Here is a 21,837-nt window from a genome sequence, read left to right on the forward strand (position 1 = left end):
GACCTCCATTCCGCGTAGACTGTGCCGCGATTTTCCACAGCCGAAATAAATCGGCGAAAACGATGATTTTTTCGCGCCTTGGCGCTTGCGGCCTTCGAAGGCGCTGACTATAAGGGCGCCACCACGAAGGAAGCGCCCTTCGTCTATCGGTTAGGACACCAGATTTTCATTCTGGGAAGAGGGGTTCGACTCCCCTAGGGCGTACCACTTTCTCTCCCTTGCATTTCACATCGTCAGCGCTCTTGCGCGACCGTTCTATTTCGCCGGTGCAGCATCGCAGACGCGCAGCTGGATGCGGCGTGCGCCCTGGTAGTGGTCGGCACCGAGCGAACCCGCGACATGCAGGCTGGCACCGCGTGAATTGATGAGAAGATTGCCAAGCGGCGTGTCGGCGGCGCGGAAGGCGATGCCGTCGAGCCGCGATCCGTCCATAGCCTCCAGCGTCACCTTCACATGTTTCTCGCCGACCAGGCGGGCGTCGCGCAGACGATGCGCCGGTATGGCAAAGAGCGGCAGTGCGTGGCCGGAGCCGTAGGGGCCGGCGGCCTCCAGGCGGTCGATGAGTTCGAGGGTGGCGCCACTTGCGCCGATCGCACCGTCGATCTTCAGCGTTTCGTTGGCGACGAGGCTAGCCACCGTCCTCTCGGCCTTCTCCGTGAAGAAGGTCCTCAGCCTGCCGAGATCAGCGCGCTCGACCGTCAGTCCCGCGGCCATTGCGTGGCCGCCGCCTTTGACGAGCAGCCCCTCGTCGACTGCGGCCCGGACCATCCTGCCCATGTCGAAGCCGTTGATGGAGCGGCCCGAGCCGGTGCCGCGGCCGGAGGGATCGAAGGCGATCGCAAAGGCCGGCCGTTTGAATTTCTCCTTCAGCCGCGCCGCGATCAGCCCGACGATACCGGGATGCCATTTCTCATGGGCGGTGACGATGACGGAGGCGCCCTCGCCGTCGCCATATTCGGCAAGCGCCTCGGCTTCGGCCTCCTGCAGCATGATCGCCTCCATCGCCTGGCGTTCGCGATTGAGCTCGTCCAGGCGCTGCGCGATCACATCCGCCTCTCCGGCGTCATCGAGCGTCAGCAGCCGGCTTCCGAGTGCGGCGTCGCCGATCCGCCCGCCGGCATTGATGCGCGGGCCGATCAGGAAGCCGAAATGATAGGGCGTCACCGGGCCGGCGAGCCCCGCCTTGCGGAAGAGTGCTGCCAGTCCGGCATTGCTCTGGTGGCGGGCAGCAACCAGCCCCTTTACCACATAGGCGCGGTTGAGACCCTTCAGCGGCACGACATCGCAGACCGTCGCAAGTGCCACGATATCCAGCCATTGCAGCAGGTCGAGCGCCAGGATGCGCTTGTTGCCGGCCGCGCGCAGCAGCCTGAGTGTCGCGACCAGCACCATGAAGACGACGCCGGCGGCGCAAAGATGCCCCTGCCCCGAGAGATCGTCCTCGCGGTTCGGGTTGACCAGCGCATGGCAGGGCGGCAACTCATGTGTCACCTGGTGGTGATCGATGACGACGACATCGATGTTGCGCGCCGCGGCAGCGGCCAGTGCCTCGTGGCTGGTGGAGCCGCAATCGACGGTGATGATCAGCTCAGCGCCGTTGTCGATCAACTGGTTGATGGCCGCCGGATTGGGGCCGTAGCCTTCGAAGACGCGGTCGGGAATATAGATGGTCGCCCTGACGCCGAAATGGCGGAGAAAACGAAACATCAGCGCCGAGGAGGCTGCGCCGTCGACGTCGTAGTCGCCGAAGATGGCGACGCTCTCGCCTCGCTCGATCGCGCGCAGGAGGCGGGTCGCGGCCTTTTCGCAATCAGTCAGTCTATGGGGATCGGGCATCAGGCTTCGGATCGTCGGATCGAGGAATTCGATCGCCTCGTCTACCGTCACGCCGCGCCCAGCGAGCACCCGGGCGATCAGATCCGGCAATCCATGGATCTGCGACATGGCCAGCGCGCGGTTCTGCCCGGCCCGGTCGAGCCGCGCCACCCAGCGATTGTCGAGCGCGGATTTCTCCACGCCGAGAAACGCGCGCTGTACGGGGTCGACGAGATCTGCCATGCCACACTCCGCTGACTTCATCTGCTCTTTCTACAGGAGCAGCGGAGATAACATAGCGATGGATTTGCAGACACGGTTTTTTACCAAAGCATGTCGCGCAAAAGCGTGCAGCGATTTTGCGACAACGACATGCGTAAAAATAAAGACCTAAAGCGCGAGAGCGAATCTGAAAGATCGCGACACGCTTTAGAATACCGCCCAGACGACCAGGGCGATGCCGGCCAGTTGCACCAGGATGACGGAGAAGAGAGTGAGAAGAATGGCCCAGTTGCGGCCTTCCGGGCTTTCGTCGTCATAGGCCCCATCGGAGGGGTGGTAACGAACCTCATCACGGTTCGTCTCGGGAACTTCCTCAAACAGACCAGGATGATCGGGAGGTTCCTCTTCCGGGCGACCATACCCCTTCCCGGCATGGCTGTCCTTGTTCACGGTGTTCTCCAAAGCCGGCGACTCCCTCTCCCGGCTTATTTATATCAATGTTTCGGTACCTGTTAATATAAGTTTTCGTGAGAGCGGTTAAACAGGCAATAAAAAAACCCGCCCTGCGTGCACAGAGCGGGTCAGCCATCCCGGATTGTGGCAAAAAAGAGTTCAGCCTTCTTCTTTTGGCCGCTCGATGCGAATCACCTGCGGTTCGCCGAAGAGGTAACCTTCCGACTTGATCGAGGCGACCGCCTTGCGCACCGACTCTTCCATCGTCGCATGGGTGACGAGAATGATCGTCTGGTGGTGCGATGGCGCCAGGTGCTGCTTGGAGCGCTGGACGATCGATTCCAGCGAGATGTTGTTTTCCGCCATGCGGGTTGCGACGCTGGCAAAGACGCCGGTGCGGTCGAGCACGGTCAGGCGGATGAAATAGCCGCCCTCGTGGCTCTGCATCTGCGCCTTGCGGTAGGGTTCCAGCGTCGCTGCGGGATGGCCGAGCACCGGCACGCGCTGGGCGCCTGGCTGGCTCTTGGCAATATCGGCGATATCGCCGAGCACGGACGAGGCCGTCGCGTTGCCGCCGGCGCCCGGGCCGACCATCAGCAGTTCGCCGAGCACGTCGGATTCGATCGCCACCGCATTGGTGACGCCGTCGACCTGGGCGATGACCGAATCGACCGGCACCATTGTGGGATGGACGCGCTGCTCGATGCCGGTATCGGTGCGCTGGGCAACGCCCAAGAGTTTGATGCGATAGCCGAGCTCGGCGGCAGCGTGGATATCCTCGATCGAAATGTTGGTGATGCCTTCGAGATAGATGTCGTCGGCCGCGATCTGATTGCCGAAGGCGAGCGTCGTCAGGATGGAAAGCTTATGGGCCGTGTCGTTGCCCTCGACATCGAAGGCTGGATCGGCCTCGGCATAACCCAGCCGCTGCGCTTCCTTGAGGCATTCGGCGAAGGAAAGCCCCTCCTTCTCCATCTTGGTCAGGATGTAATTGCAGGTGCCGTTCATGATGCCATAGATGCGCGAGACGGAATTGCCCGTCAGCGATTCACGCAGCGCCTTGATGACCGGAATGCCGCCGGCGACTGCCGCCTCGAAGTTCAGCAGCGAACCCTTCTCCTCGGCGATCTTCGCAAGCTCGACGCCGTGATAGGCAAGCAGCGCCTTGTTGGCTGTCACCACATGGAGACCACGTTGGAGTGCCGTACGCACCGAGACGTTGGCCGCCCCTTCGGCGCCACCCATCAGCTCGACGAAGACGTCGATATCGCCTTTTTCGGCAAGCTCTTCCGGCCGGTCGAACCAGGTAACGGTGGAAAGATCGATGCCGCGATCCCTCGCCTTGTCACGCGCGGAGACCGCCGTGATGGTGATCGGACGCCCGCAGGTGACGGCAAGCTCGTTGCTTTTCTGCTGAATGATACGGACAAGCGAGGCGCCAACGGTGCCCAAGCCCGCAATGCCGATTTTGAGGGCATCTGCCATGGATCGATCCTGAAGTGTCTGTGTGGCGGCAGCCGCCGAACGCAGCTGCCCAACGGTTGGATTAGCGGTGGGCGTTCAGCGAGATGACGTTGTGCATCGTCTCGTCTGCCGTCGACATGAACTTCTTGATGTTGCGCGCAGCCTGACGGATGCGGTGTTCGTTCTCGACAAGCGCCAGACGGACGTAGTCGTCGCCCATTTCGCCGAAGCCGATGCCCGGGGCAACGGCGACGTCGGCCTTCTCGACCAGCAGCTTGGAGAACTCCAGCGAACCGAGATGACGGAACTTTTCCGGGATCTTCGCCCAGGCGAACATCGTCGCGGCCGGCGGCGGCACCTCGAACCCGGCCTTGCCGAAACTTTCGACCATGACGTCGCGGCGGCGTTTATAGACGTTGCGGACTTCCGCAATGTCGGAACCATCGCCGTTCAACGCATGCGTCGCCGCCACCTGGATCGGCGTGAAGGCGCCGTAGTCGAGATAGGACTTGACGCGGGTGAGCGCCGCGATCAGCCGCTCGTTGCCGACGGCAAAGCCCATGCGCCAGCCGGGCATGGAGAAGGTCTTCGACATCGAGGTGAACTCGACCGTCACGTCCATTGCGCCCGGCACTTCGAGAACCGACGGCGGCGGGGAGCCGTCGAAGTAGATTTCCGAATAGGCAAGGTCGGAAAGCACGATGATGTCGTGCTTTTTCGCGAAGGCGATGACGTCCTTGTAGAAATCGAGCGTCGCGACAAAGGCCGTCGGATTCGAGGGGTAGTTGAGGATCAGCGCCAAGGGCTTCGGGATCGAATGCCGGACGGCACGTTCCAGCGGTTCGAAGAAGCTCGCATCCGGCTCCACCGACATGGAACGGATCACGCCGCCCGCCATCAGGAAGCCGAAGGCGTGGATCGGATAGGTGGGGTTCGGGCAGAGGATCACGTCGCCCGGCGCCGTAATCGCCTGCGCCATATTGGCGAACCCTTCCTTGGAGCCCAAGGTGGCGACCACCTGGGTATCCGGGTTGAGCTTGACGCCAAAACGACGGGCATAATAGGCGGCCTGGGCGCGGCGCAGGCCCGGAATGCCCTTGGAAGAGGAATAGCGGTGCGTGCGCGGATCCTGCACGACCTCGCACAGCTTGTCGACGATCGACTGAGGAGTGGGGAGGTCTGGGTTTCCCATGCCGAGATCGATGATATCGGCGCCGCCCGCTCGCGCGCTTGCTTTCAAACGGTTGACCTGTTCGAAAACGTAAGGCGGCAAACGCCGGACTTTGTGAAACTCTTCCATCTCATTCCCCATGGAAAGGCGGCATTTCGGGCCGCAGTCGAAGTTCGTTCCGTCTTCCGGCGGCTGCGACACGAACTTCAGAATCGCAACGCCGTGTTCATCAGACCCAAGTGACGCGGCGAATCTTTGACGGAAAGGCCGCGTAACGCGCTTTATCGGAAAAATTGTATCTTCCGATGCATTCGGAATGGCTTTGCGTCCAAATTGCCTGAAAGGCAAGGTCTATTTGGAGATTTCGGAGAGTGTATCGGTGCCGTGCTCGGCGGCGAGACGCCGCATTTCGGCGACCTTGGCCTGATATTCGGCTTCCGAGATCGTGCCGGCCTTACGCCGAGCGGCAAGTGCCGTCAGCTGATGCTGCAGTTCAGCCGCCTGCTCGTCACTCATCTGGACATTGGCGGCGGTCAGCGGCGCACCGAAACTCGGATAGCCGTCCGGGTATTTTGCCAGGCCGCCCTCAGCCGCCTCGCCCTTGGTGGCCGGCATGACGACGGCGGTCGGCGCCGCCCGCTTAGCGGCAGCTGCGGCCTTTTGTTCCGCCGTCAGATTGCATCCGGCAAGCGCCATCGCCGCCGCGGCGCAGATCAGTGCGGTGCGGTTGAGGATTGCGATGCGCCGAATGCCGTTCTTTGTCATGCCTCAAAAATCCAGTTCTGACTGCGTCGACTGTTAAATTTGTCGCAGCCACAAAGCAATAGCATGAGCCGATGCGGGTGGAACTTGTTTTCTCGTTCGATCACGATGTACAACGAATGGATAAAAAGAGTGGTGCTGCCGCCGGAGGAAATGGTGACCGACAGCAAGCAGGAGAATGGCGGCCAAAAAATGGCGAAAAGGCCGGCTTCGACGCGACCGATCTCGATCCCTATCTGTTGAAGGATCCCGAGGCCATGGCGATGAATTTCGCCCGAGCGCTCGAAAATCTCGGACAAGCAGCGTCTGCCTGGCTCGCGCCGCGCGAACGCGGTGAGATCACCGAAACCGCCGTCGATCCGATGACCGACATGGTCAAGACGCTTTCCAAGGTGACCGAATACTGGATTTCCGATCCGCGCCGCACCTTCGAGGCGCAGACGCAGCTGATGTCCTCGTTCTTCGGCATCTGGATGCGCTCAATGCAGCGCATGCAAGGCACGCGCGGCATGCAAGGCGAACCCACGGAGCCGGAACCGGACACCCGCAAGGACAAGCGCTTCTCGGACGAGGACTGGCAGAAGAATCCGTTCTTCGATTTTCTCCGCCAAGTCTATTTCGTCACCACCGACTGGGTGGAAAAGCTGGTGTCGGAGACCGATGGCCTCGACGAGCATACCAAGCACAAGGCCGGCTTCTACGTGAAGCAGATCACGGCAGCGCTTTCGCCGACCAACTTCATCGCCACCAATCCGCAGCTCTACCGCGAGACGATCGCAACCAGCGGCGCCAATCTGGTGCGCGGGATGAAGATGCTGGCCGAGGATATCGCTGCCGGACATGGTGATCTTCGCCTTCGCCAGACCGACATGACGAAATTCGCCGTCGGCCGCGACATGGCGCTGACGCCAGGCAAAGTGATCGCCCAGAACGACATCTGCCAGATCATCCAGTACGAGGCTTCGACCGAAACGGTGCTGAAGCGGCCGCTTTTGATCTGCCCGCCCTGGATCAACAAATTCTATATTCTCGACCTCAACCCGCAAAAATCCTTCATCAAATGGTGCGTCGACCAGGGTCAGACGGTCTTCGTCATTTCCTGGGTCAACCCGGATGCGCGCCACGCCGACAAGGACTGGGCGGCCTATGCCCGAGAGGGAATCGATTTCGCGCTTGTTACAATCGAGAAGGCGACCGGCGAAAAGGACGTCAACGCCGTCGGCTACTGCGTCGGCGGCACGCTGCTGGCCGCAACGCTGGCGCTGCATGCCAAGGAGAAGAACAAGCGCATCAAGACAGCGACGCTGTTCACCACCCAGGTCGATTTCACCCATGCCGGCGACCTCAAGGTCTTCGTCGACGAGGAGCAGCTTGAAGCGCTCGAAGAGCATATGCAGGCGACCGGCTATCTCGACGGCACGAAGATGTCGATGGCCTTCAACATGCTGCGCGCCTCCGAGCTGATCTGGCCTTATTTCGTCAACAACTACCTCAAGGGCCAGGATCCCCTGCCCTTCGACCTGTTGTTCTGGAACGCCGACTCGACCCGCATGGCGGCGGCAAACCATGCCTTCTACCTGCGCAATTGCTATCTCAAGAATGCGCTGACGCGGAACGAGATGATCCTCGACGGCAAGTCCGTGTCGCTGAAGGATGTGAAGATCCCGATCTATAATCTCGCCACCCGCGAGGATCACATCGCACCTGCCAAGTCCGTCTTCCTCGGCAGCCGGTTCTTCGGCGGCAAGGTGGAATTCGTCGTGACCGGCTCGGGACATATCGCCGGCGTCGTCAACCCGCCCGACAGGAAGAAGTATCAATTCTGGACGGGCGGCCCGGCCAAGGGGGACTACGAGACTTGGCTCGAGCAGGCGACCGAGACCCCGGGATCATGGTGGCCACATTGGCAGGCCTGGATCGAGACGCATGACGGCAGGCGTGTGCCGGCCCGCAAACCCGGCGGCGACGCCTTGAACGCCATCGAGGAAGCGCCGGGAAGTTATGTGATGGAGCGCGCCTGAGACGCCCAACGCATCTCTTTTTGAGACGTCGTGAGAAACTGCAACGCCGCGTAAACAAATTAGAAACCATAATTCGTCATCCTTGCGAGACAGTCGGACGTCGTGGGTGGTCTAAATTCGGCCCATTTGCGCCTGTACCGGCCCCCGGCGAAGTGTAGTCAGTCAGTGCCGCCGGCCTGCGTAGCGAGTTTGAAAGACGAGTGTAGTATGGCGTGTGTGGTCGGGACGTTCGATGACGTCACCCCTCTTGGCGGATCTGCTTTCCGTTGGCGCAGATCTCGCGGTTTCCTTTACAGTGTTGTCGGCGCCGGATTTCTGACCTCGACATGGCTGATCGCGACCTTCGCGACGATGCATTCGATCGCCGCTCCCTATTCTCCGCCGGATCGCCCGGCACAGGTGGCGGCTGCGCCGAAGGTGGCGCCTACACCGCGCCATGAGAGGCTGATTCATGTCGGCAAGGCCGACCGGCTAACCGCCTTCGATGCGAAGCCGAAGGTCCTGCTGACGGCGAGCCTCATTCAATCCCATGCCGAAAAGACCGCCGCCGCAGCAACGGCGCTGGCGGCTCTTACAAAAAACAATCGGCTCACCATGGCCGCGGAGCAACCGGTCGTGGCCGCGATTTCCGACAGCGCCAAATTCCGCAAGGACGATGTCATCGCGCCGCCGGTCGAGCTCGCCTCGGCAGAGACTGATGAAGACGACGGCAATCGGATCATCGTTCCGTCGAAGGAGGCGGTCGCTGCAGCCGAACTGACAGCCCTGCTTGCGCTTGCCGATGCAGGATCCGGGCAAATCGCGCCGGCTCCGGTCGAGCCGACCGCATCTCCCGTCAAAACGGCCTCAATTCCCGCCTCGGAACCTGCACCGGTGGTCGTTGCCGCCGCGGACGACGCGCCACCCTTCGATCTCGTGCTGGCGCCGGACGAAGGTTCCGTGCCGCTGCCGATGGCACGTCCTGATGGCCTCATCGGCAAACCGGCACTGGCTTCCAAGGGTTCGCAGCGCGCTGGCGAGCCTGCACTTGCCTATGCCCAGCCGAACTCGCCGATCGAGGATGACGAGGACGACGCAGTGCCGCGCTACGACAAGCCGGTGTTCTCGCCGAAGCTGCGCGCTGGCGTGGCGATCTACGACATCGAAAACAGCACCGTCTATCTGCCGAACGGCGAACGGCTCGAGGCCCATTCCGGGCTCGGCAAGATGCGCGACAATCCGCGTTATGTGAACAAGAAGATGCGCGGGCCAACACCGCCGCACACCTATGTCCTCACCATGCGCGAGAGCCTTTTCCATGGGGTCGAGGCGCTGCGGCTGACGCCGGTCCAGGGTTCGGACGCCATCTATGACCGTGTCGGCCTTCTCGCCCATACCTATATGCTCGGCAAGAACGGCGATTCCAACGGCTGCGTCTCCTTCAAGGACTACCGCCGCTTCCTCGCTGCCTATAAGCGCGGCGACATCAAGCAGCTCGTGGTGGTGCCAAGGCTGAACAACAAACCGTCTTCGACGTTCGCTTCGCTGTTTTCGTCGCGCAGCTGACGACAGGAGAGTGCATTGCCGCTTGCCCGGTCGTGAGCGCTACTTCAACCAGGCTGCGATTCGCTCCACCGCCTCGGCGATCTCTGCCTGCGAGCCCGCATAGGACAGGCGCAGCGTTCGATTTCCCTCCAGCGGATCGAAATCGAGACCGGGCGTTGCGGCGACGTCGATTTCCGCGAGCATGCGTTTGGCAAAGCCCATGCTGTCATTGCTGAAGCGGGTGACGTCGAGATAGGCGTAGAAGGCCCCGTCCATCGGCGAGGCGATCGAAAGGCCGATCTGCGGTAGACGCCGCATCAGCAGGTCGCGGTTAGCGGCATAGCTTGCCTTGTAACGATCGAGTTCGGCGCCAGCGCCAAGAGCAGCCGTGGCGGCGATCTGGGAGAGCTCGGGCGGGGAGATGTAGAGGCTCTGCGCCACCCGCTCGATCGGCCGAACCAGGCGGTCGGGAAGCACCATCCAGCCGATTCGCCAGCCGGTCATGCAATAATATTTGGAGAAGGAATTGATGACGATCGCCTCGTCAGTCAGTTCCAGCGCGCTCGCCTCCTCGCCTGCGAAGGTCAGCCCGTGGTAGATTTCATCGGAGATGAAGGCGATGGAATGGGCCGCGCAGTAATCCGAAAGCGCCTTCAGCCCCTCGCGGCCGGTCACCGTGCCGGTCGGATTGGCGGGACTGGCGAGCAGCACGCCTTTCAGCGTGATGCCGCTTTCCTTCTGCGCCGCTTCCAGGCTTTGCGGCGTCAGGGTGAAGTGGGTCTCGGCCGTTACGGGCACTTCGAGAACCTTCAGGCCGAGCGCACCGAGGATATTGCGATAGGCGGGATAACCGGGTCTTGCGATCGCCACCGCATCGCCGGCATCGAAGAGCGACAGGAAGGCGAGATTGAAGCCGGCCGAGGAACCGGTGGTGATGGCGATGCGCTTTGGATCGATCTCCAGGCCGTGGCGATCCTTGTAGTGCCAGGCGAGCGCCGATTTCAGCCGTGCCGTCCCCAGCGCATCGGTATAGCCGATCCGGCCTTCGGCAAGGGCTGCGCGCGCCGCTTCGAGGGCCGCTTGAGGTGCCGGATGCGAGGGCTGACCGACCGCCATCGAGATCACCGGATGGCCGCTCGCGCGCCGCTTCGTTGCCTCCGCCAAAACGTCCATGGCATGAAAAGGCTCGACTTCGCTGCGTTTCGATATGGAAAACAAGATCGTTTCTCGCTCAGCTTCTGCAATGACGGCCCGACAATTGCCGCATTAATCGGCTGATCACAATCCCGCGAGGGCCACGCGGGGATGAAAAATTCTGGTTTGAGCAGAACCGAACGCACCGTACCTTGACGCGAGGCATTCAAGTCCATTAACCCGGCGAGCGTCTTCTCGACAAAGAGACGACCATACCGCCGATGACGAGGATATCATGGCATTCTTCCCGAAGACCTTCACCGCTCTGGTGCTTGCCGCATCGATCGCCCTTCCGCTTCCGGCGGCAGCGCTCGACGACCAGCAGAAGAAGGAGTTCGGTGAATTCATCAAGCAATACCTGATCGAAAATCCTGAGATCATGCTCGAAGTCCAGGATGCGCTGCAGAAGAAGCAGGAAGCCCAGCGGTTGGTGAAGGCCAATATGGCGATCGAAGAGAACACTACCGACATCTTCGAATCGAAGAACGACGTTACGCTCGGCAATCCCAAGGGCGACGTGACGGTCGTCGAGTTCTTCGATTATAATTGCAGCTACTGCCGGCATGCGCTGCCCGACATGCAGGCGATGCTTAAGAAGGACAAGAACGTCCGTTTCGTCCTCAAGGAATTCCCGATCCTCGGGCCGGATTCGGTTGCCGCCCACAAGGTGGCCGACGCTTTCCGCAAGCTGGCACCGGAGAAATATGCCGATTTCCACGTCGCCCTTCTCGGCACCGAAGGCCGCGCCTCTGACGAAACAGCGATAGCGGTCGCCGCTTCGCTCGGCGTCAGCGAGGACAAGATCCGCGCGGAGATGGCAAAGAGCCCGAATGACGGTATCGTCCAGGCGACCTACCAGCTCGCCTCCAGTCTCGGCATCAGCGGCACGCCCTCCTATGTGATCGGCAACGAACTGGTGCCGGGTGCCGTCGGGCTCGACGATCTCGAAGCCAAGGTCAAGAATATGCGCAGCTGCGGCAAGACCGCCTGCTGAGCAATCAACCGCCAAACGATAGCCCATCAAATCGCCAAAATCGAAGCGTTTCAACCATGTGGACAAATGTGGCGCGATTGCCGCTGGCCAATCCGTAAGGGCTTTCATTCAGCTCTCGCGGAGTCTATAGGTTGCCGTCGTACATTTTACGGAACATTCGATGACGCAAACGATTTTTGTCCTGAACGGCCCCAACCTGAACATGCTGGGTAAACGAGAGCCCGGCATTTATGGCGGCAAGACGCTCAAGGACATCGAGGCGGACTGCAAGGCCGCAGGCCGCGAACTCGGCATCGATATCGACTTCCGTCAGAGCAACCACGAAGGAACGCTCGTCGACTGGTTCCATGAGGCCGACGAAAATGCCGTCGGCGTTGCCATCAATGCAGGCGCCTATACGCATACGTCGGTCGCGCTGCATGATGCGATCCGCGCCATTTCCATTCCCGTCGTCGAGCTCCACATATCCAACGTGCATGCACGGGAAGAATTCCGCCACAAGTCGATGATCGCGCCGGCATGCAAAGGCGTGATCTATGGCTTCGGGCCTCACAGCTACATCCTGGCGCTCCACGCGCTGAAGAACATCACGGCATAAGAAGAAGACAGGGCAACACCATGGCTGAAAAGAAATCGGGTATCGACCAGGCACTGATCCGCGATCTCGCCAATATTCTCAACGAAACGGATCTGACGGAGATCGAGGTCGAGCAGGACGATCTGCGTATCCGCGTTTCGCGCGCCGGCACGCCGCAATATGTCCAGGCGCCGATCGCAGCACCTGGTTATGCCGCGCCCGCAGCAGCCGCTGCGGCGGCAATTGCCGCGCCTGCCGCAGCTCCCAGCCGCAACCCGGCCAATGTCGTCAATGCACCGATGGTGGGCACCGTCTACATGGCGCCGGCTCCAGGCGCGCGTCCGTTCATCGAAGTCGGCGCAATCGTCAAGGAAGGCCAGACGCTCATCATCATCGAAGCGATGAAGACGATGAACCAGATCCCTTCGCCGAAGTCAGGCAAGGTGACCGAGATCCTCGTCGATGACGGACATCCCGTTGAGTACGGCCAAGCCCTCGTCGTCATCGAATAGGCCGATGCCCATGATTTCGAAAATCCTCATCGCCAATCGCGGGGAAATTGCCCTTCGCGTGCTCCGGGCCTGCAAAGAGCTCGGCATCGCCTGCGTCGTGGTTCATTCCACCGCCGATGCCGATGCCATGCATGTGCGCCTTGCCGACGAAAGTGTGTGCATCGGCCCGCCCTCGTCGCGCGAGAGCTATCTCAACATCCACCAGATCGTCGCCGCCTGCGAGATCACCGGCGCCGACGCCGTGCATCCGGGCTACGGCTTTCTGTCGGAGAATGCCAAGTTCGCCGATATCCTCGACGCCCACGGCATCACCTTTATCGGGCCGACGGCGGACCACATCCGCATCATGGGCGACAAGATCACCGCCAAGACGACGGCGCTGGAACTCGGCATTCCCGTCGTTCCGGGCTCGGACGGCGAAGTGAAGACCGAAGAGGATGCGCTGAAGACGGCCGCCGAAATCGGCTATCCCGTACTGATCAAGGCCACGGCCGGCGGCGGCGGACGCGGCATGAAGGTCGCCAAGAGCGAGGCCGACCTGATCGAGGCCTGGTCGACGGCGCGCAGCGAAGCGGCAGCTGCCTTCGGCAATGATGCCGTCTACATGGAAAAATATCTCGGCAAGCCGCGGCACATCGAAATCCAGGTGTTCGGCGACGGCGAAGGCAATGCAATCCATCTCGGCGAGCGCGACTGCTCGCTGCAGCGCCGCCATCAGAAGGTCTGGGAAGAGGCGAATTCGCCGGCTCTCAACGTCGAGCAGCGCATGAAGATCGGCCAAATCTGTGCCGATGCCATGAAGAAGCTGAAATATCGCGGCGCCGGCACGATCGAATTTCTCTACGAGAACGGCGAGTTCTATTTCATCGAAATGAACACCCGTCTGCAGGTGGAGCATCCGATCACCGAAGCGATCACCGGCATCGACCTCGTGCACGAACAGATCCGCGTCGCTTCCGGCGGCGGTCTCTCGGTGACGCAGGATGAAGTGCATTTTTCCGGTCACGCCATCGAGTGCCGTATCAATGCCGAGCACCCGCGCACCTTCGTGCCCTCACCCGGTACGATCACGCATTTCCACGCGCCGGGTGGCCTCGGCGTACGCATCGATTCCGGCGCCTATCAGGGCTACAAGATCCCGCCCTATTACGACAGCCTCATCGGCAAGCTGATCGTGCATGGCCGTACCCGCGTCGAATGCATGATGCGCCTGCGCCGGGCGCTCGACGAATTCGTCGTTGACGGCATCAATACGACGCTGCCACTATTCCAGGATCTCGTCTCCAACCAGGATATCGCCAACGGCGACTACGACATCCACTGGCTGGAAGACTACCTCGCCAACACACCGGCGGCATAGGACAGGAATGGCAGGATCGCGCAGGAAGTCACCAGGCATAACCCCTGACATTCTCCTGCGCGCCTATTCCATCGGGCTCTTCCCGATGGCCGAATCCGCCGACGATCCGGAGATTTTCTGGGTCGAACCGGAACTCCGCGGCGTGCTGCCGTTCGACCGTTTCCATGTGTCGAAAAGCCTTGCCAAGGCAGTGCGCAAGAAACGCTTCAAGATCCGTTTCGATCACGCTTTCGATCAGGTCATCGCCGCCTGTGCGGAGGAGACATCCGGGCGCCCGAGCACCTGGATCAACAAGACGATCAGATCGCTTTACGCGACGCTCTTCGACATGGGCCATGCCCATACCGTCGAAGCCTGGGAGGGCAATGAACTGGTCGGCGGCCTCTATGGCGTCTCGCTCGGCTCGGCCTTCTTCGGCGAAAGCATGTTTTCGCGCCGGACGGATGCCTCGAAGATCTGTCTCGTTCATCTGGTCGACCGGCTGCGGGAAAAGGGCTTCACACTGCTCGACACGCAGTTCACCACCGAGCACCTGAAGACGTTCGGAGCGATCGACGTTCCGAAGGCCGATTATGCCGTGATGCTTGCGGCGGCGGTGGAATCGCCGCATCTGGAATTCTGAGGATCGTTTTCAGAGTAAAATTCGGCAGACAATATCGTCCTTGCCCGTCGTGGATCACCTCGTTCCACGCGTCGGGTTGTGGAGGGTGCGGAAGACCAGCGAAGACGCAGTTACTTCGCCTTGGCGCCGTCAGGCGCCGGGACATCCGAGTTTGCCTTGCAGTCTTTCAGCCAGACGTCGTAGATCGGGTGCTCGACGGCATTGAGGCCGGGGCTGGCGGCGAACATCCAGCCGGTGAAAATCCGGCGGATCTTGCGGTCGAGGGTGATCTCGTCGACCTCGACGAAACCGTCGATCTTCTGGGCTTCTGCCTGGTCGCGCGAATAACAGGCCTTCGGTGTCACTTGCAGCGCGCCGAACTGTACCGTCTCATTGACATAGACGTCGAAGGTCGTGATGCGGCCGGTGATCTTGTCGAGGCCGGAGAAGACGGCAACCGGATTTTCGATGCGTGCGGCATTTGCCGCAACTGGCGGAAGCAGGGCCGAAAGCGCCAGCAGCGATCCGGCGGCACGCAGCACCATGTTCCGCGTGAAGAGCTTCATGTGTACCCGTCTCCAGACATTTTCAGTTCACGGCCGCGGTCAAGCGCTGCCAACCTGCGGGTAAAGGTCAATTGTGGCCAAAAGCCGGGTCTTGGGATCGCCCGGTCGGGCCGTCTCAGTTGCCTGGCGTCCAGGCGTCGTAATCGCCGGTGACGCGTGGACGCTCGCCCGGAACGGCGATGGAACCCGGCGGACGATAGGCCTGCGACGAACCGGTATGGTTGGGACGGTGCGGCTTCTGCCATTCCTTGGCGACGTAGCTCTCCTTGGACGGAGGAACATCGGTGCGATGATGCATCCAGCCATGCCAACCCGGCGGAATGGCGGAGGCTTCGGCATAACCCTTGTAGATCACCCAACGCTTCGGCAGACCGTAGGAAGACATGCCGCCTTCGTAGTAGACGTTGCCGAATTCATCCTCGCCGACGCGCTTGCCAAAACGCCAGGTCGCAAAACGCGTGCCCATCGTCTGACTGTTCCACCAGGTAAAGGTCTGAACCAGAAGATTCCACATGTCTTTTCCTTGTGCCCGCCAGATGCGAGCCAAACCAGAATTCGTTTCCTCGCTTATGCCGTCGCCAAGCCGAATTGTCCAGCGATTCCACGACGGACACGGGTCATTTCAAAGCCATCTTGAAGCCCAGATGCGAGGGCTTGAAGCCCAGCCTTTCATAGAAACGATGGGCATCCTTGCGTACTGCATTCGAGGTCAACGCTACCCGCCCGATACCGCGGCCTTTTGCCTCTGCAATGGCGAATTCGATCATCAGTCCCCGACCCCCTGCCCGCGCATATCGGCGCGCGTCTGCACCGCCTCGATAATCATCGCCGGGGAGCCGCGGCTGGTGAGCGACGTCGTCACCATCGTCTGGAACGTGCCGACGACCTCGCCGCCGCGCTCTGCGACGTAAAGCGTCTGGTCGGGCGAAGCCTCAATGGCGGCGAAGGCCCTGATATAATCGGGAAAGGCTTCGGGATCGGTCGTATCGCCGTGACCGCCGAGCGCATCGGCGGCAAACATAGCCACCAGCGCCGACAGGTCGTCCTTGCGCGCCTGACGAATGAGAATGTCGGATAACTCAACGGCCACGGCTTCAATGTCCTTCGAGCGGTTTTTCGAGGATCAATGCCGGAATGCCGGATTGCCCGGCCCCGCTATTTTCGTTGCGTCCGACCTCGATGAAGCCGTGCGAGAGATAGAAGGCGATCGCCGCAGCGTTTTGCGGTTCAACTTCGAGACGTATGATCTCGGCATCCGGAAAGCAGGTTTCGAGTTCGGCGAAGATATCGCGGCCGATACCCTGGCGCTGTAGCGCCGGCCTGACATAGAGGAGATGCAGCATGACCGTTTTCGTCAATTGCTGCGACATTGCCGCATACCCCATGCCGCCGATATTGCGGCCGTCATCGGCAACGAGGAATTCGGCATCCTTTCGCACCAGGCGCGCCTTCAGCGCCGCCGGCGAAAAGAGATGGGCGACCAGTTCATCTACCCTGGCTCGGCCATACAGGCCGTCATAGCTGGCATGAAAGCTCTCCACGAGCAGGGCGTGCACCTTCTCCAGGTCGCGCTCGCCGGCCGTGCGGACGAAATACACCGCTTATTCCTCGATGCCGAGCTTCGCCTTGACGAGGGCCTGGACAGCCTGCGGATTGGCCTTGCCGCCGGTCGCCTTCATCACCTGACCGACGAACCATGCCGCCATGGTCGGCTTCGCCTTGACCTTTTCGACCTGATCGGGATTGGCGGCGATGATCTCGTCCACGGCCTTTTCGATGGCGCCGGTATCCGTCACCTGCTTCATGCCGCGCACTTCGACGATCTCGGCGGGATCGCCGCCTTCGGTCAGAACGATCTCGAACAGATCCTTGGCGATCTTGCCGGAGATGGTTTCGGCCTTGATGAGGTCGATGATGGCGCCGAGCTGGGCCGGCGAAACCGGCGTCTGCTCGATGTCCTTGCCGGTGCGGTTCAGCGCGCCGAGCAGATCGTTGATCACCCAATTGGCGGCCATCTTGCCGTCACGGCCGGCGGCGACTGCTTCGTAATAATCGGCGATCGCCTTTTCGGAAACGAGCACCGAGGCGTCGTAGATCGACAGGCCGAGCTCGCGCACGAAGCGCTCCTTCTTGTCGTCAGGCAGTTCCGGCAGATCGGCTTCGAGCGCCTTGATGAAGGCGTCGTCGAATTCGAGCGGCAGCAGATCCGGATCGGGGAAATAACGATAGTCGTGCGCATCCTCCTTGGAGCGCATCGAGCGCGTCTCGCCCTTGTTCGGATCGAAAAGGCGGGTCTCCTGATCGATCTTGCCGCCCTCCTCCAGAATTCCGATCTGGCGGCGGGCTTCATATTCGATCGCCTGGCCGATGAAGCGGATGGAGTTGACGTTCTTGATCTCGCAGCGCGTGCCAAAATCTTCGCCCGGCCGGCGGACGGAGACGTTGACGTCGGCGCGCATGGAGCCCTCGTCCATGTTGCCGTCGCAGGTGCCGAGATAGCGCACGATCGAGCGCAGCTTGGTCATATAGGCCTTGGCCTCGTCGGACGAGCGCATGTCGGGCTTGGAGACGATCTCCATCAGGGCAACGCCGGAACGGTTGAGATCGACATAGGACATGGTCGCGTGCTGGTCATGCATCGACTTGCCGGCATCCTGTTCCAGATGCAGGCGCTCGATGCCGATCTCGATGTCCTCGAACTGACCCTGGCGGTCCGGCCCGAGCGAAATGACGATCTTGCCTTCGCCGACGATCGGATCCTTGAACTGCGAGATCTGATAGCCCTGCGGCAGGTCGGGATAAAAATAGTTCTTGCGATCAAAGAGGGAGCGCTTGTTGATCTGCGCTTTCAGGCCGAGGCCGGTGCGAACCGCCTGCTTGACGCATTCTTCGTTGATCACGGGCAGCATGCCGGGCATGGCGGCGTCGACCATCGAGACGTTCGAATTCTGCGGCTTGCCGAATTCCGTCGAGGCGCCGGAGAAGAGCTTCGAATTGGACAGCACCTGGGCATGGACTTCCATACCGACGATGACTTCCCAGTCGCCGGTGGCGCCGGGGATGAAGCGTTTCGGATCAGGCGTGCGGACGTCGACAAGGGTCATCTGATGCTCTTTGCAGGCTGTTCTTTTCCACTGGTGAGGTAAAGGAAATGGCGTACCGGTGCAAGGCTTTCGCCATGGCGCGCATCACGGTTTGACGGCGGGCGGCGACATTTGTCGTGTGTTAACCAAGGCACGGTAGAGTTGTCGCATGACGATAATCGATATCACCAAGTGGGCCGCACCGTTTCTGGCGCTGAACCTCCTCGTCTTCTCGATCTATTTCCTCGACAAGCAGGCGGCGCGCGATGGCAGGTGGCGGATCAGCGAGCGTACGCTTCTGACGCTTGCGCTGATTGGCGGCAGCCTCGGCGCGGTGGCTGCACAGCAATTCCTGCGGCACAAAACGAGAAAGGAGCCGTTCCGGTCGATCCTGGCGGCGATCCTGATGTTGCACAGCGCATTGGCCGCGGTGCTGATCTTTGCGCCAAAATGGCGCGTTTTCCTTCTTCAGGATTTTTGAAGCATCAGAATTCCTGCCCATACGCCTTGGCCATCCGAAACGAGCTGTTTCGTCAGCCCAACGGAGGGCACGTCGCGATCAAGCTTCGGATTGTAGGCGACCGAGAGCCAATGGATGCTGTAGCCGTGCTTCCGGAAGAAGCCGATCGCCTCGCTATTGCCGGAGTGGGTCTGCATCGCCGCCTTTTCGAGGCCCTGATCGGCGATCTCCTTTTCGATGCGGACGAGAAGGGCCGAACCAAGGCCCTGGCGGGTGAAGACGGGATCGATCCAGAAATCCGAGATGGTTTCGTCTAATCCCTCGCGCGCCGCCCAGCCTGCGACCTGGCCGTTCTGCTCGACGACGGTGATGGTCAGCCAGTCGTTTTCCACGAAGTTCCGAAAGGCGTTGCGCGCTGCGTCGATCATCGCGTCCGATTCGCCGATCGACGCCATCGCCTTTTGCCAGGCCCTCAGCCCGATCTCGCTCAATAACTCCGCTTCACCGTCGCGGGCATTGCGAATGTGGATCAACGACACCTCCGCGTTACCCGTGAACTAGACCATTGAGTCGCGGATTTTACCAGTAGCTCCAACGGGATGATCCACCGAAACCGCGGTTTTCGACTGGTTTTGACCTGAGAACACGCCCTTGACCGAATTTTCCGGGCTGAATAATAGGTCTTATCGAGGTGTTTTATGTTGAGCCTTCCTGAGACCCGGTAAAGGCCCTGCCCGCAAGTTTGCTTGCGCGCATGGGCCCGAAAAAAACGAAGCCCTGACGTTCGAATGAGCGCCAGATCGTTTTTGTGCGCCCTGCGGGGCGCGATACCGGATCTCAACACATGGATATTTCTCGCACGGAGCAGCGCATCCTGCATCTCATGGCCCAAGGCGGCCGCATTGAAATTACCCGCGACGACGACAGGAAAATCGGGACGGTCAGTTGCTTCACCCGCGACGGCTGGCTCTATCCCGGCGTCGACCTCGATCTCTTCCGCCGGCTGAAGCGGCTGAGGGCAATCAAGTCCTCAGGTGGCCAGCCCTACCGGATCACCGAAAGAGGGCTGAGGTTGGTCAGGTCGCAGCTGAACAACAGGTAATCGTGGCACCCCTGATCGCGTCTCGAAGGGGCGCGCTCGGGAGATCGTCTCAGGCCTTTGCAGAAAGTTCCGTCCGCATCGCCGACCACTCGTCGGCCATCGTGCCCGTGCCCCGCGCCTTACCGGCGCGGCGATACCAGTAATCGGCGTTCCAGGCATCGCCCTCGATGCGATGGCAAAGGGCGTGCCCCCAGTCGAACGGCTGTTCGCCTTCGTGGCGCTGGCAGATGTCGTGGACGGCCTGCCAATCCGCGCCCTTGGTGAAACCACCGGCAGAGAGGCGATCGAATGCCTCGATCAATTGCGCAATATCATTGCTGGCCATAAAACCTTCTCCTGGTTCCGGCTATCAATCAGTCAACCATGCGGCAAAGCCGACGGCGCCGACCGCTTCGTGGTCGGCAGCCGCTATCATTCGGATCGTTAGATCCGTTACCACCACTTGGCCGGCGTAAACCGGCCGGCTGCCTGTTCGATGACGTGGGCGGTCTTGAAGAGGGTTTCCTCATCGAAGGGTTTGCCGATCAACTGCAGGCCGAGCGGCAGGCCCTTGTGGTCGAGGCCGGCCGGCACGGCGATGCCGGGCAGGCCCGCCATGTTGACGGTCACCGTGAAGATGTCGTTCAGATACATCTTCACCGGATCGGCGGCGAGGTTCTCATCGGCGACGCCAAAGGCAGACGACGGTGTCGCCGGCGTCAGGATAGCATCGACACCGGCGTCGAAGGCGAGTTCGAAATCGCGCTTGATCAGCGTACGCACCTTCTGGGCGCGGATGTAATAGGCATCGTAATAACCGGCCGACAGCACATAGGTGCCGATCATGATGCGGCGCTTGACTTCCTTGCCGAAGCCCGCGGCGCGCGTCTTCTCATACATGTCGACGATATCCTTGCCGTCGACGCGCAGGCCGTAGCGCACGCCGTCGTAACGCGCGAGGTTCGAGGATGCTTCGGCGGGAGCGACGATGTAATAGGCCGGAAGGGCGTATTTGGTGTGCGGCAGCGAGATGTCGAGGATTTCGGCGCCGGCATCCTTCAGCCAGGCGATGCCTTGGCGCCAGAGGGTTTCGATCTCATCCGGCATGCCGTCGACACGATATTCGTTCGGAATACCGATCTTCATGCCCTTCAGCGACTGGCCGAGGGCCGCTTCGTAATCCGGCACCGGCAAATCGACCGATGTCGTGTCCTTGGCGTCGACGCTTGCCATCGACTTCAAAAGGATGGCGGCATCGCGGACGTCGCGGGCGATCGGGCCTGCCTGGTCGAGCGAGGAGGCAAAGGCGACGGTGCCCCAGCGCGAGCAGCGGCCATAGGTCGGCTTGATGCCGACGGTGCCGGTGAAAGCGGCCGGCTGGCGGATCGAGCCGCCGGTATCGGTTGCGGTCGCGCCGGCGCAAAGATGCGCGGCGACAGCGGCGGCCGAGCCGCCGGAGGAGCCGCCGGGCACGAGCTGCTGATTGGAGCCTGCGGCGCGCCAGGGATTGATCACTGGGCCGTAATAGGATGTTTCATTCGACGAGCCCATGGCGAATTCGTCCATGTTGAGCTTGCCGAGCATGACGGCGCCGTCATCCCAGAGGTTCTGCGTGACCGTCGATTCATAACGCGGCTCGAAACCGTCGAGTATATGGCTGCAGGCCTGGGTGTGGACACCGACGGTGGCGAAGAGATCCTTGATGCCGAGCGGAATGCCTTCGAGGTCACCGGCCTTGCCGGCGGCGATGCGCTCGTCGGAGTTCTTCGCCATGACGCGGGCGAGATCCGGCGTGACCTTGATATAGGCATTCAACCGATCATTGGCCGCATCGATCGCCGAGATATAGGAATCAGTCAGTTCGATCGCGGTGATTTCCTTGCCGCGCAGCTTCTGGCGGGCTTCGGCAATGGTCAGGCTGGTGAGTTCGCTCATCGTGTTTTCGCTTCAGATCTGGAAATGGCAACAGGGTCGGAA

The 21,837-nt window shown here is 61.1% G+C and carries 21 protein-coding genes, 1 tRNA gene and 2 pseudogenes; 10 read left to right on the top strand and 14 right to left on the bottom strand.

Going from position 1 to position 21,837, the window contains the following annotated elements; all coding sequences use genetic code 11:
• Nucleotides 1-132 precede the first annotated feature (132 nt).
• Nucleotides 133-207, top strand: a tRNA-Glu gene (locus ACS4RR_RS15610).
• 48 nt (nucleotides 208-255) lie between these two features.
• Here the strand turns inward: ACS4RR_RS15610 and recJ are convergent.
• The 5 genes from recJ to ACS4RR_RS15635 all read right to left on the bottom strand — a co-directional run bounded on the left by recJ (nucleotide 256) and on the right by ACS4RR_RS15635 (nucleotide 5,890).
• Entirely contained in the window at nucleotides 256-2,058 is a 1,803-nt protein-coding gene (gene recJ / locus ACS4RR_RS15615; RefSeq protein WP_456188996.1) for a single-stranded-DNA-specific exonuclease RecJ, read from the bottom strand.
• 186 nt (nucleotides 2,059-2,244) lie between these two features.
• On the bottom strand, nucleotides 2,245-2,487 hold the full coding sequence (locus ACS4RR_RS15620; protein WP_456188997.1) for a hypothetical protein: 243 nt from the start codon (nucleotides 2,485-2,487) through the stop codon (nucleotides 2,245-2,247).
• A 162-nt stretch (nucleotides 2,488-2,649) separates the two neighbouring features.
• A complete protein-coding gene (locus ACS4RR_RS15625) occupies nucleotides 2,650-3,975 on the bottom strand; it encodes a homoserine dehydrogenase (RefSeq protein ID WP_260110757.1) in 1,326 nt (441 codons plus the stop codon).
• A 61-nt stretch (nucleotides 3,976-4,036) separates the two neighbouring features.
• The gene (locus ACS4RR_RS15630; protein ID WP_162118691.1) at nucleotides 4,037-5,254 is read right to left on the bottom strand and encodes an LL-diaminopimelate aminotransferase; all 1,218 of its coding nucleotides are present in this window, start codon (nucleotides 5,252-5,254) and stop codon (nucleotides 4,037-4,039) included.
• A gap of 222 nt (nucleotides 5,255-5,476) precedes the next feature.
• Nucleotides 5,477-5,890, bottom strand: coding sequence for a hypothetical protein (locus ACS4RR_RS15635; protein WP_162118692.1), 414 nt, complete (start codon nucleotides 5,888-5,890; stop codon nucleotides 5,477-5,479).
• A 116-nt stretch (nucleotides 5,891-6,006) separates the two neighbouring features.
• Between ACS4RR_RS15635 and phaC the strand changes: the two genes are divergently transcribed.
• A complete protein-coding gene (phaC, locus tag ACS4RR_RS15640) occupies nucleotides 6,007-7,908 on the top strand; it encodes a class I poly(R)-hydroxyalkanoic acid synthase (RefSeq protein WP_456188998.1) in 1,902 nt (633 codons plus the stop codon).
• Between the two features lie 207 nt (nucleotides 7,909-8,115).
• Entirely contained in the window at nucleotides 8,116-9,453 is a 1,338-nt protein-coding gene (locus ACS4RR_RS15645) for a DUF2778 domain-containing protein (RefSeq protein WP_456188999.1), read from the top strand.
• A gap of 39 nt (nucleotides 9,454-9,492) precedes the next feature.
• On the opposite strand, the gene ACS4RR_RS15650 is transcribed toward ACS4RR_RS15645, so the two are convergent.
• Entirely contained in the window at nucleotides 9,493-10,650 is a 1,158-nt protein-coding gene (locus ACS4RR_RS15650) for a pyridoxal phosphate-dependent aminotransferase (protein WP_260110755.1), read from the bottom strand.
• 211 nt (nucleotides 10,651-10,861) lie between these two features.
• On the opposite strand from ACS4RR_RS15650, the gene ACS4RR_RS15655 reads away from it, so the two are divergent.
• The 5 genes from ACS4RR_RS15655 (at nucleotide 10,862) to aat (ending at nucleotide 14,691) form a co-directional block, all read left to right on the top strand.
• On the top strand, nucleotides 10,862-11,620 hold the full coding sequence (locus ACS4RR_RS15655; RefSeq protein WP_260110754.1) for a DsbA family protein: 759 nt from the start codon (nucleotides 10,862-10,864) through the stop codon (nucleotides 11,618-11,620).
• Nucleotides 11,621-11,780: 160 nt separating this feature from the next.
• Nucleotides 11,781-12,218: a type II 3-dehydroquinate dehydratase gene (gene aroQ, locus ACS4RR_RS15660; RefSeq protein WP_162118696.1), complete on the top strand. Its 438-nt coding sequence runs from the start codon at nucleotides 11,781-11,783 to the stop codon at nucleotides 12,216-12,218.
• Nucleotides 12,219-12,238: 20 nt separating this feature from the next.
• The gene (gene accB, locus ACS4RR_RS15665) at nucleotides 12,239-12,709 is read left to right on the top strand and encodes an acetyl-CoA carboxylase biotin carboxyl carrier protein (RefSeq protein ID WP_260110753.1); all 471 of its coding nucleotides are present in this window, start codon (nucleotides 12,239-12,241) and stop codon (nucleotides 12,707-12,709) included.
• Between the two features lie 4 nt (nucleotides 12,710-12,713).
• A complete protein-coding gene (accC, locus tag ACS4RR_RS15670) occupies nucleotides 12,714-14,069 on the top strand; it encodes an acetyl-CoA carboxylase biotin carboxylase subunit (protein WP_017964094.1) in 1,356 nt (451 codons plus the stop codon).
• Nucleotides 14,070-14,076: 7 nt separating this feature from the next.
• Complete coding sequence (aat, locus tag ACS4RR_RS15675) at nucleotides 14,077-14,691, top strand: leucyl/phenylalanyl-tRNA--protein transferase (protein ID WP_260298654.1); 615 nt, start codon at nucleotides 14,077-14,079, stop codon at nucleotides 14,689-14,691.
• A gap of 110 nt (nucleotides 14,692-14,801) precedes the next feature.
• On the opposite strand, the gene ACS4RR_RS15680 is transcribed toward aat, so the two are convergent.
• From ACS4RR_RS15680 to gatB, 5 genes and pseudogenes are all read right to left on the bottom strand, one after another.
• Nucleotides 14,802-15,236 carry a DUF2155 domain-containing protein gene (locus ACS4RR_RS15680; protein ID WP_260110752.1) on the bottom strand — a complete coding sequence of 145 codons (435 nt, stop codon included), beginning with the start codon at nucleotides 15,234-15,236 and terminating at the stop codon, nucleotides 14,802-14,804.
• Between the two features lie 115 nt (nucleotides 15,237-15,351).
• Nucleotides 15,352-15,750: an NADH:ubiquinone oxidoreductase subunit NDUFA12 gene (locus tag ACS4RR_RS15685; RefSeq protein WP_222383852.1), complete on the bottom strand. Its 399-nt coding sequence runs from the start codon at nucleotides 15,748-15,750 to the stop codon at nucleotides 15,352-15,354.
• A gap of 103 nt (nucleotides 15,751-15,853) precedes the next feature.
• Nucleotides 15,854-16,326: pseudogene (locus ACS4RR_RS15690) on the bottom strand (GNAT family N-acetyltransferase).
• Between the two features lie 4 nt (nucleotides 16,327-16,330).
• Nucleotides 16,331-16,834: a GNAT family N-acetyltransferase gene (locus ACS4RR_RS15695; RefSeq protein ID WP_260110750.1), complete on the bottom strand. Its 504-nt coding sequence runs from the start codon at nucleotides 16,832-16,834 to the stop codon at nucleotides 16,331-16,333.
• 3 nt (nucleotides 16,835-16,837) lie between these two features.
• Nucleotides 16,838-18,340 (bottom strand): Asp-tRNA(Asn)/Glu-tRNA(Gln) amidotransferase subunit GatB, encoded by a 1,503-nt coding sequence (gatB, locus tag ACS4RR_RS15700; protein ID WP_260110749.1) that lies wholly within the window; start codon nucleotides 18,338-18,340, stop codon nucleotides 16,838-16,840.
• A 148-nt stretch (nucleotides 18,341-18,488) separates the two neighbouring features.
• Between gatB and ACS4RR_RS15705 the strand changes: the two genes are divergently transcribed.
• On the top strand, nucleotides 18,489-18,800 hold the full coding sequence (locus ACS4RR_RS15705; RefSeq protein ID WP_162118703.1) for a DUF1294 domain-containing protein: 312 nt from the start codon (nucleotides 18,489-18,491) through the stop codon (nucleotides 18,798-18,800).
• A 4-nt stretch (nucleotides 18,801-18,804) separates the two neighbouring features.
• On the opposite strand, the pseudogene ACS4RR_RS15710 reads toward ACS4RR_RS15705, so the two are convergent.
• Nucleotides 18,805-19,312: pseudogene (locus tag ACS4RR_RS15710) on the bottom strand (GNAT family N-acetyltransferase).
• Between the two features lie 311 nt (nucleotides 19,313-19,623).
• Here ACS4RR_RS15710 and ACS4RR_RS15715 point away from each other — a divergent pair.
• Entirely contained in the window at nucleotides 19,624-19,881 is a 258-nt protein-coding gene (locus ACS4RR_RS15715) for a YjhX family toxin (RefSeq protein WP_017964084.1), read from the top strand.
• 49 nt (nucleotides 19,882-19,930) lie between these two features.
• On the opposite strand, the gene ACS4RR_RS15720 is transcribed toward ACS4RR_RS15715, so the two are convergent.
• A complete protein-coding gene (locus ACS4RR_RS15720; RefSeq protein ID WP_260110747.1) occupies nucleotides 19,931-20,206 on the bottom strand; it encodes a hypothetical protein in 276 nt (91 codons plus the stop codon).
• Between the two features lie 107 nt (nucleotides 20,207-20,313).
• The gene (gatA, locus tag ACS4RR_RS15725; RefSeq protein ID WP_170280576.1) at nucleotides 20,314-21,795 is read right to left on the bottom strand and encodes an Asp-tRNA(Asn)/Glu-tRNA(Gln) amidotransferase subunit GatA; all 1,482 of its coding nucleotides are present in this window, start codon (nucleotides 21,793-21,795) and stop codon (nucleotides 20,314-20,316) included.
• Between the last annotated feature and the right edge of the window lie 42 nt (nucleotides 21,796-21,837).

Origin of the sequence: Rhizobium zaerense (genome assembly GCF_051810725.1) — a bacterium.
GTDB classification, from domain to species: domain Bacteria; phylum Pseudomonadota; class Alphaproteobacteria; order Rhizobiales; family Rhizobiaceae; genus Rhizobium; species Rhizobium leguminosarum_I.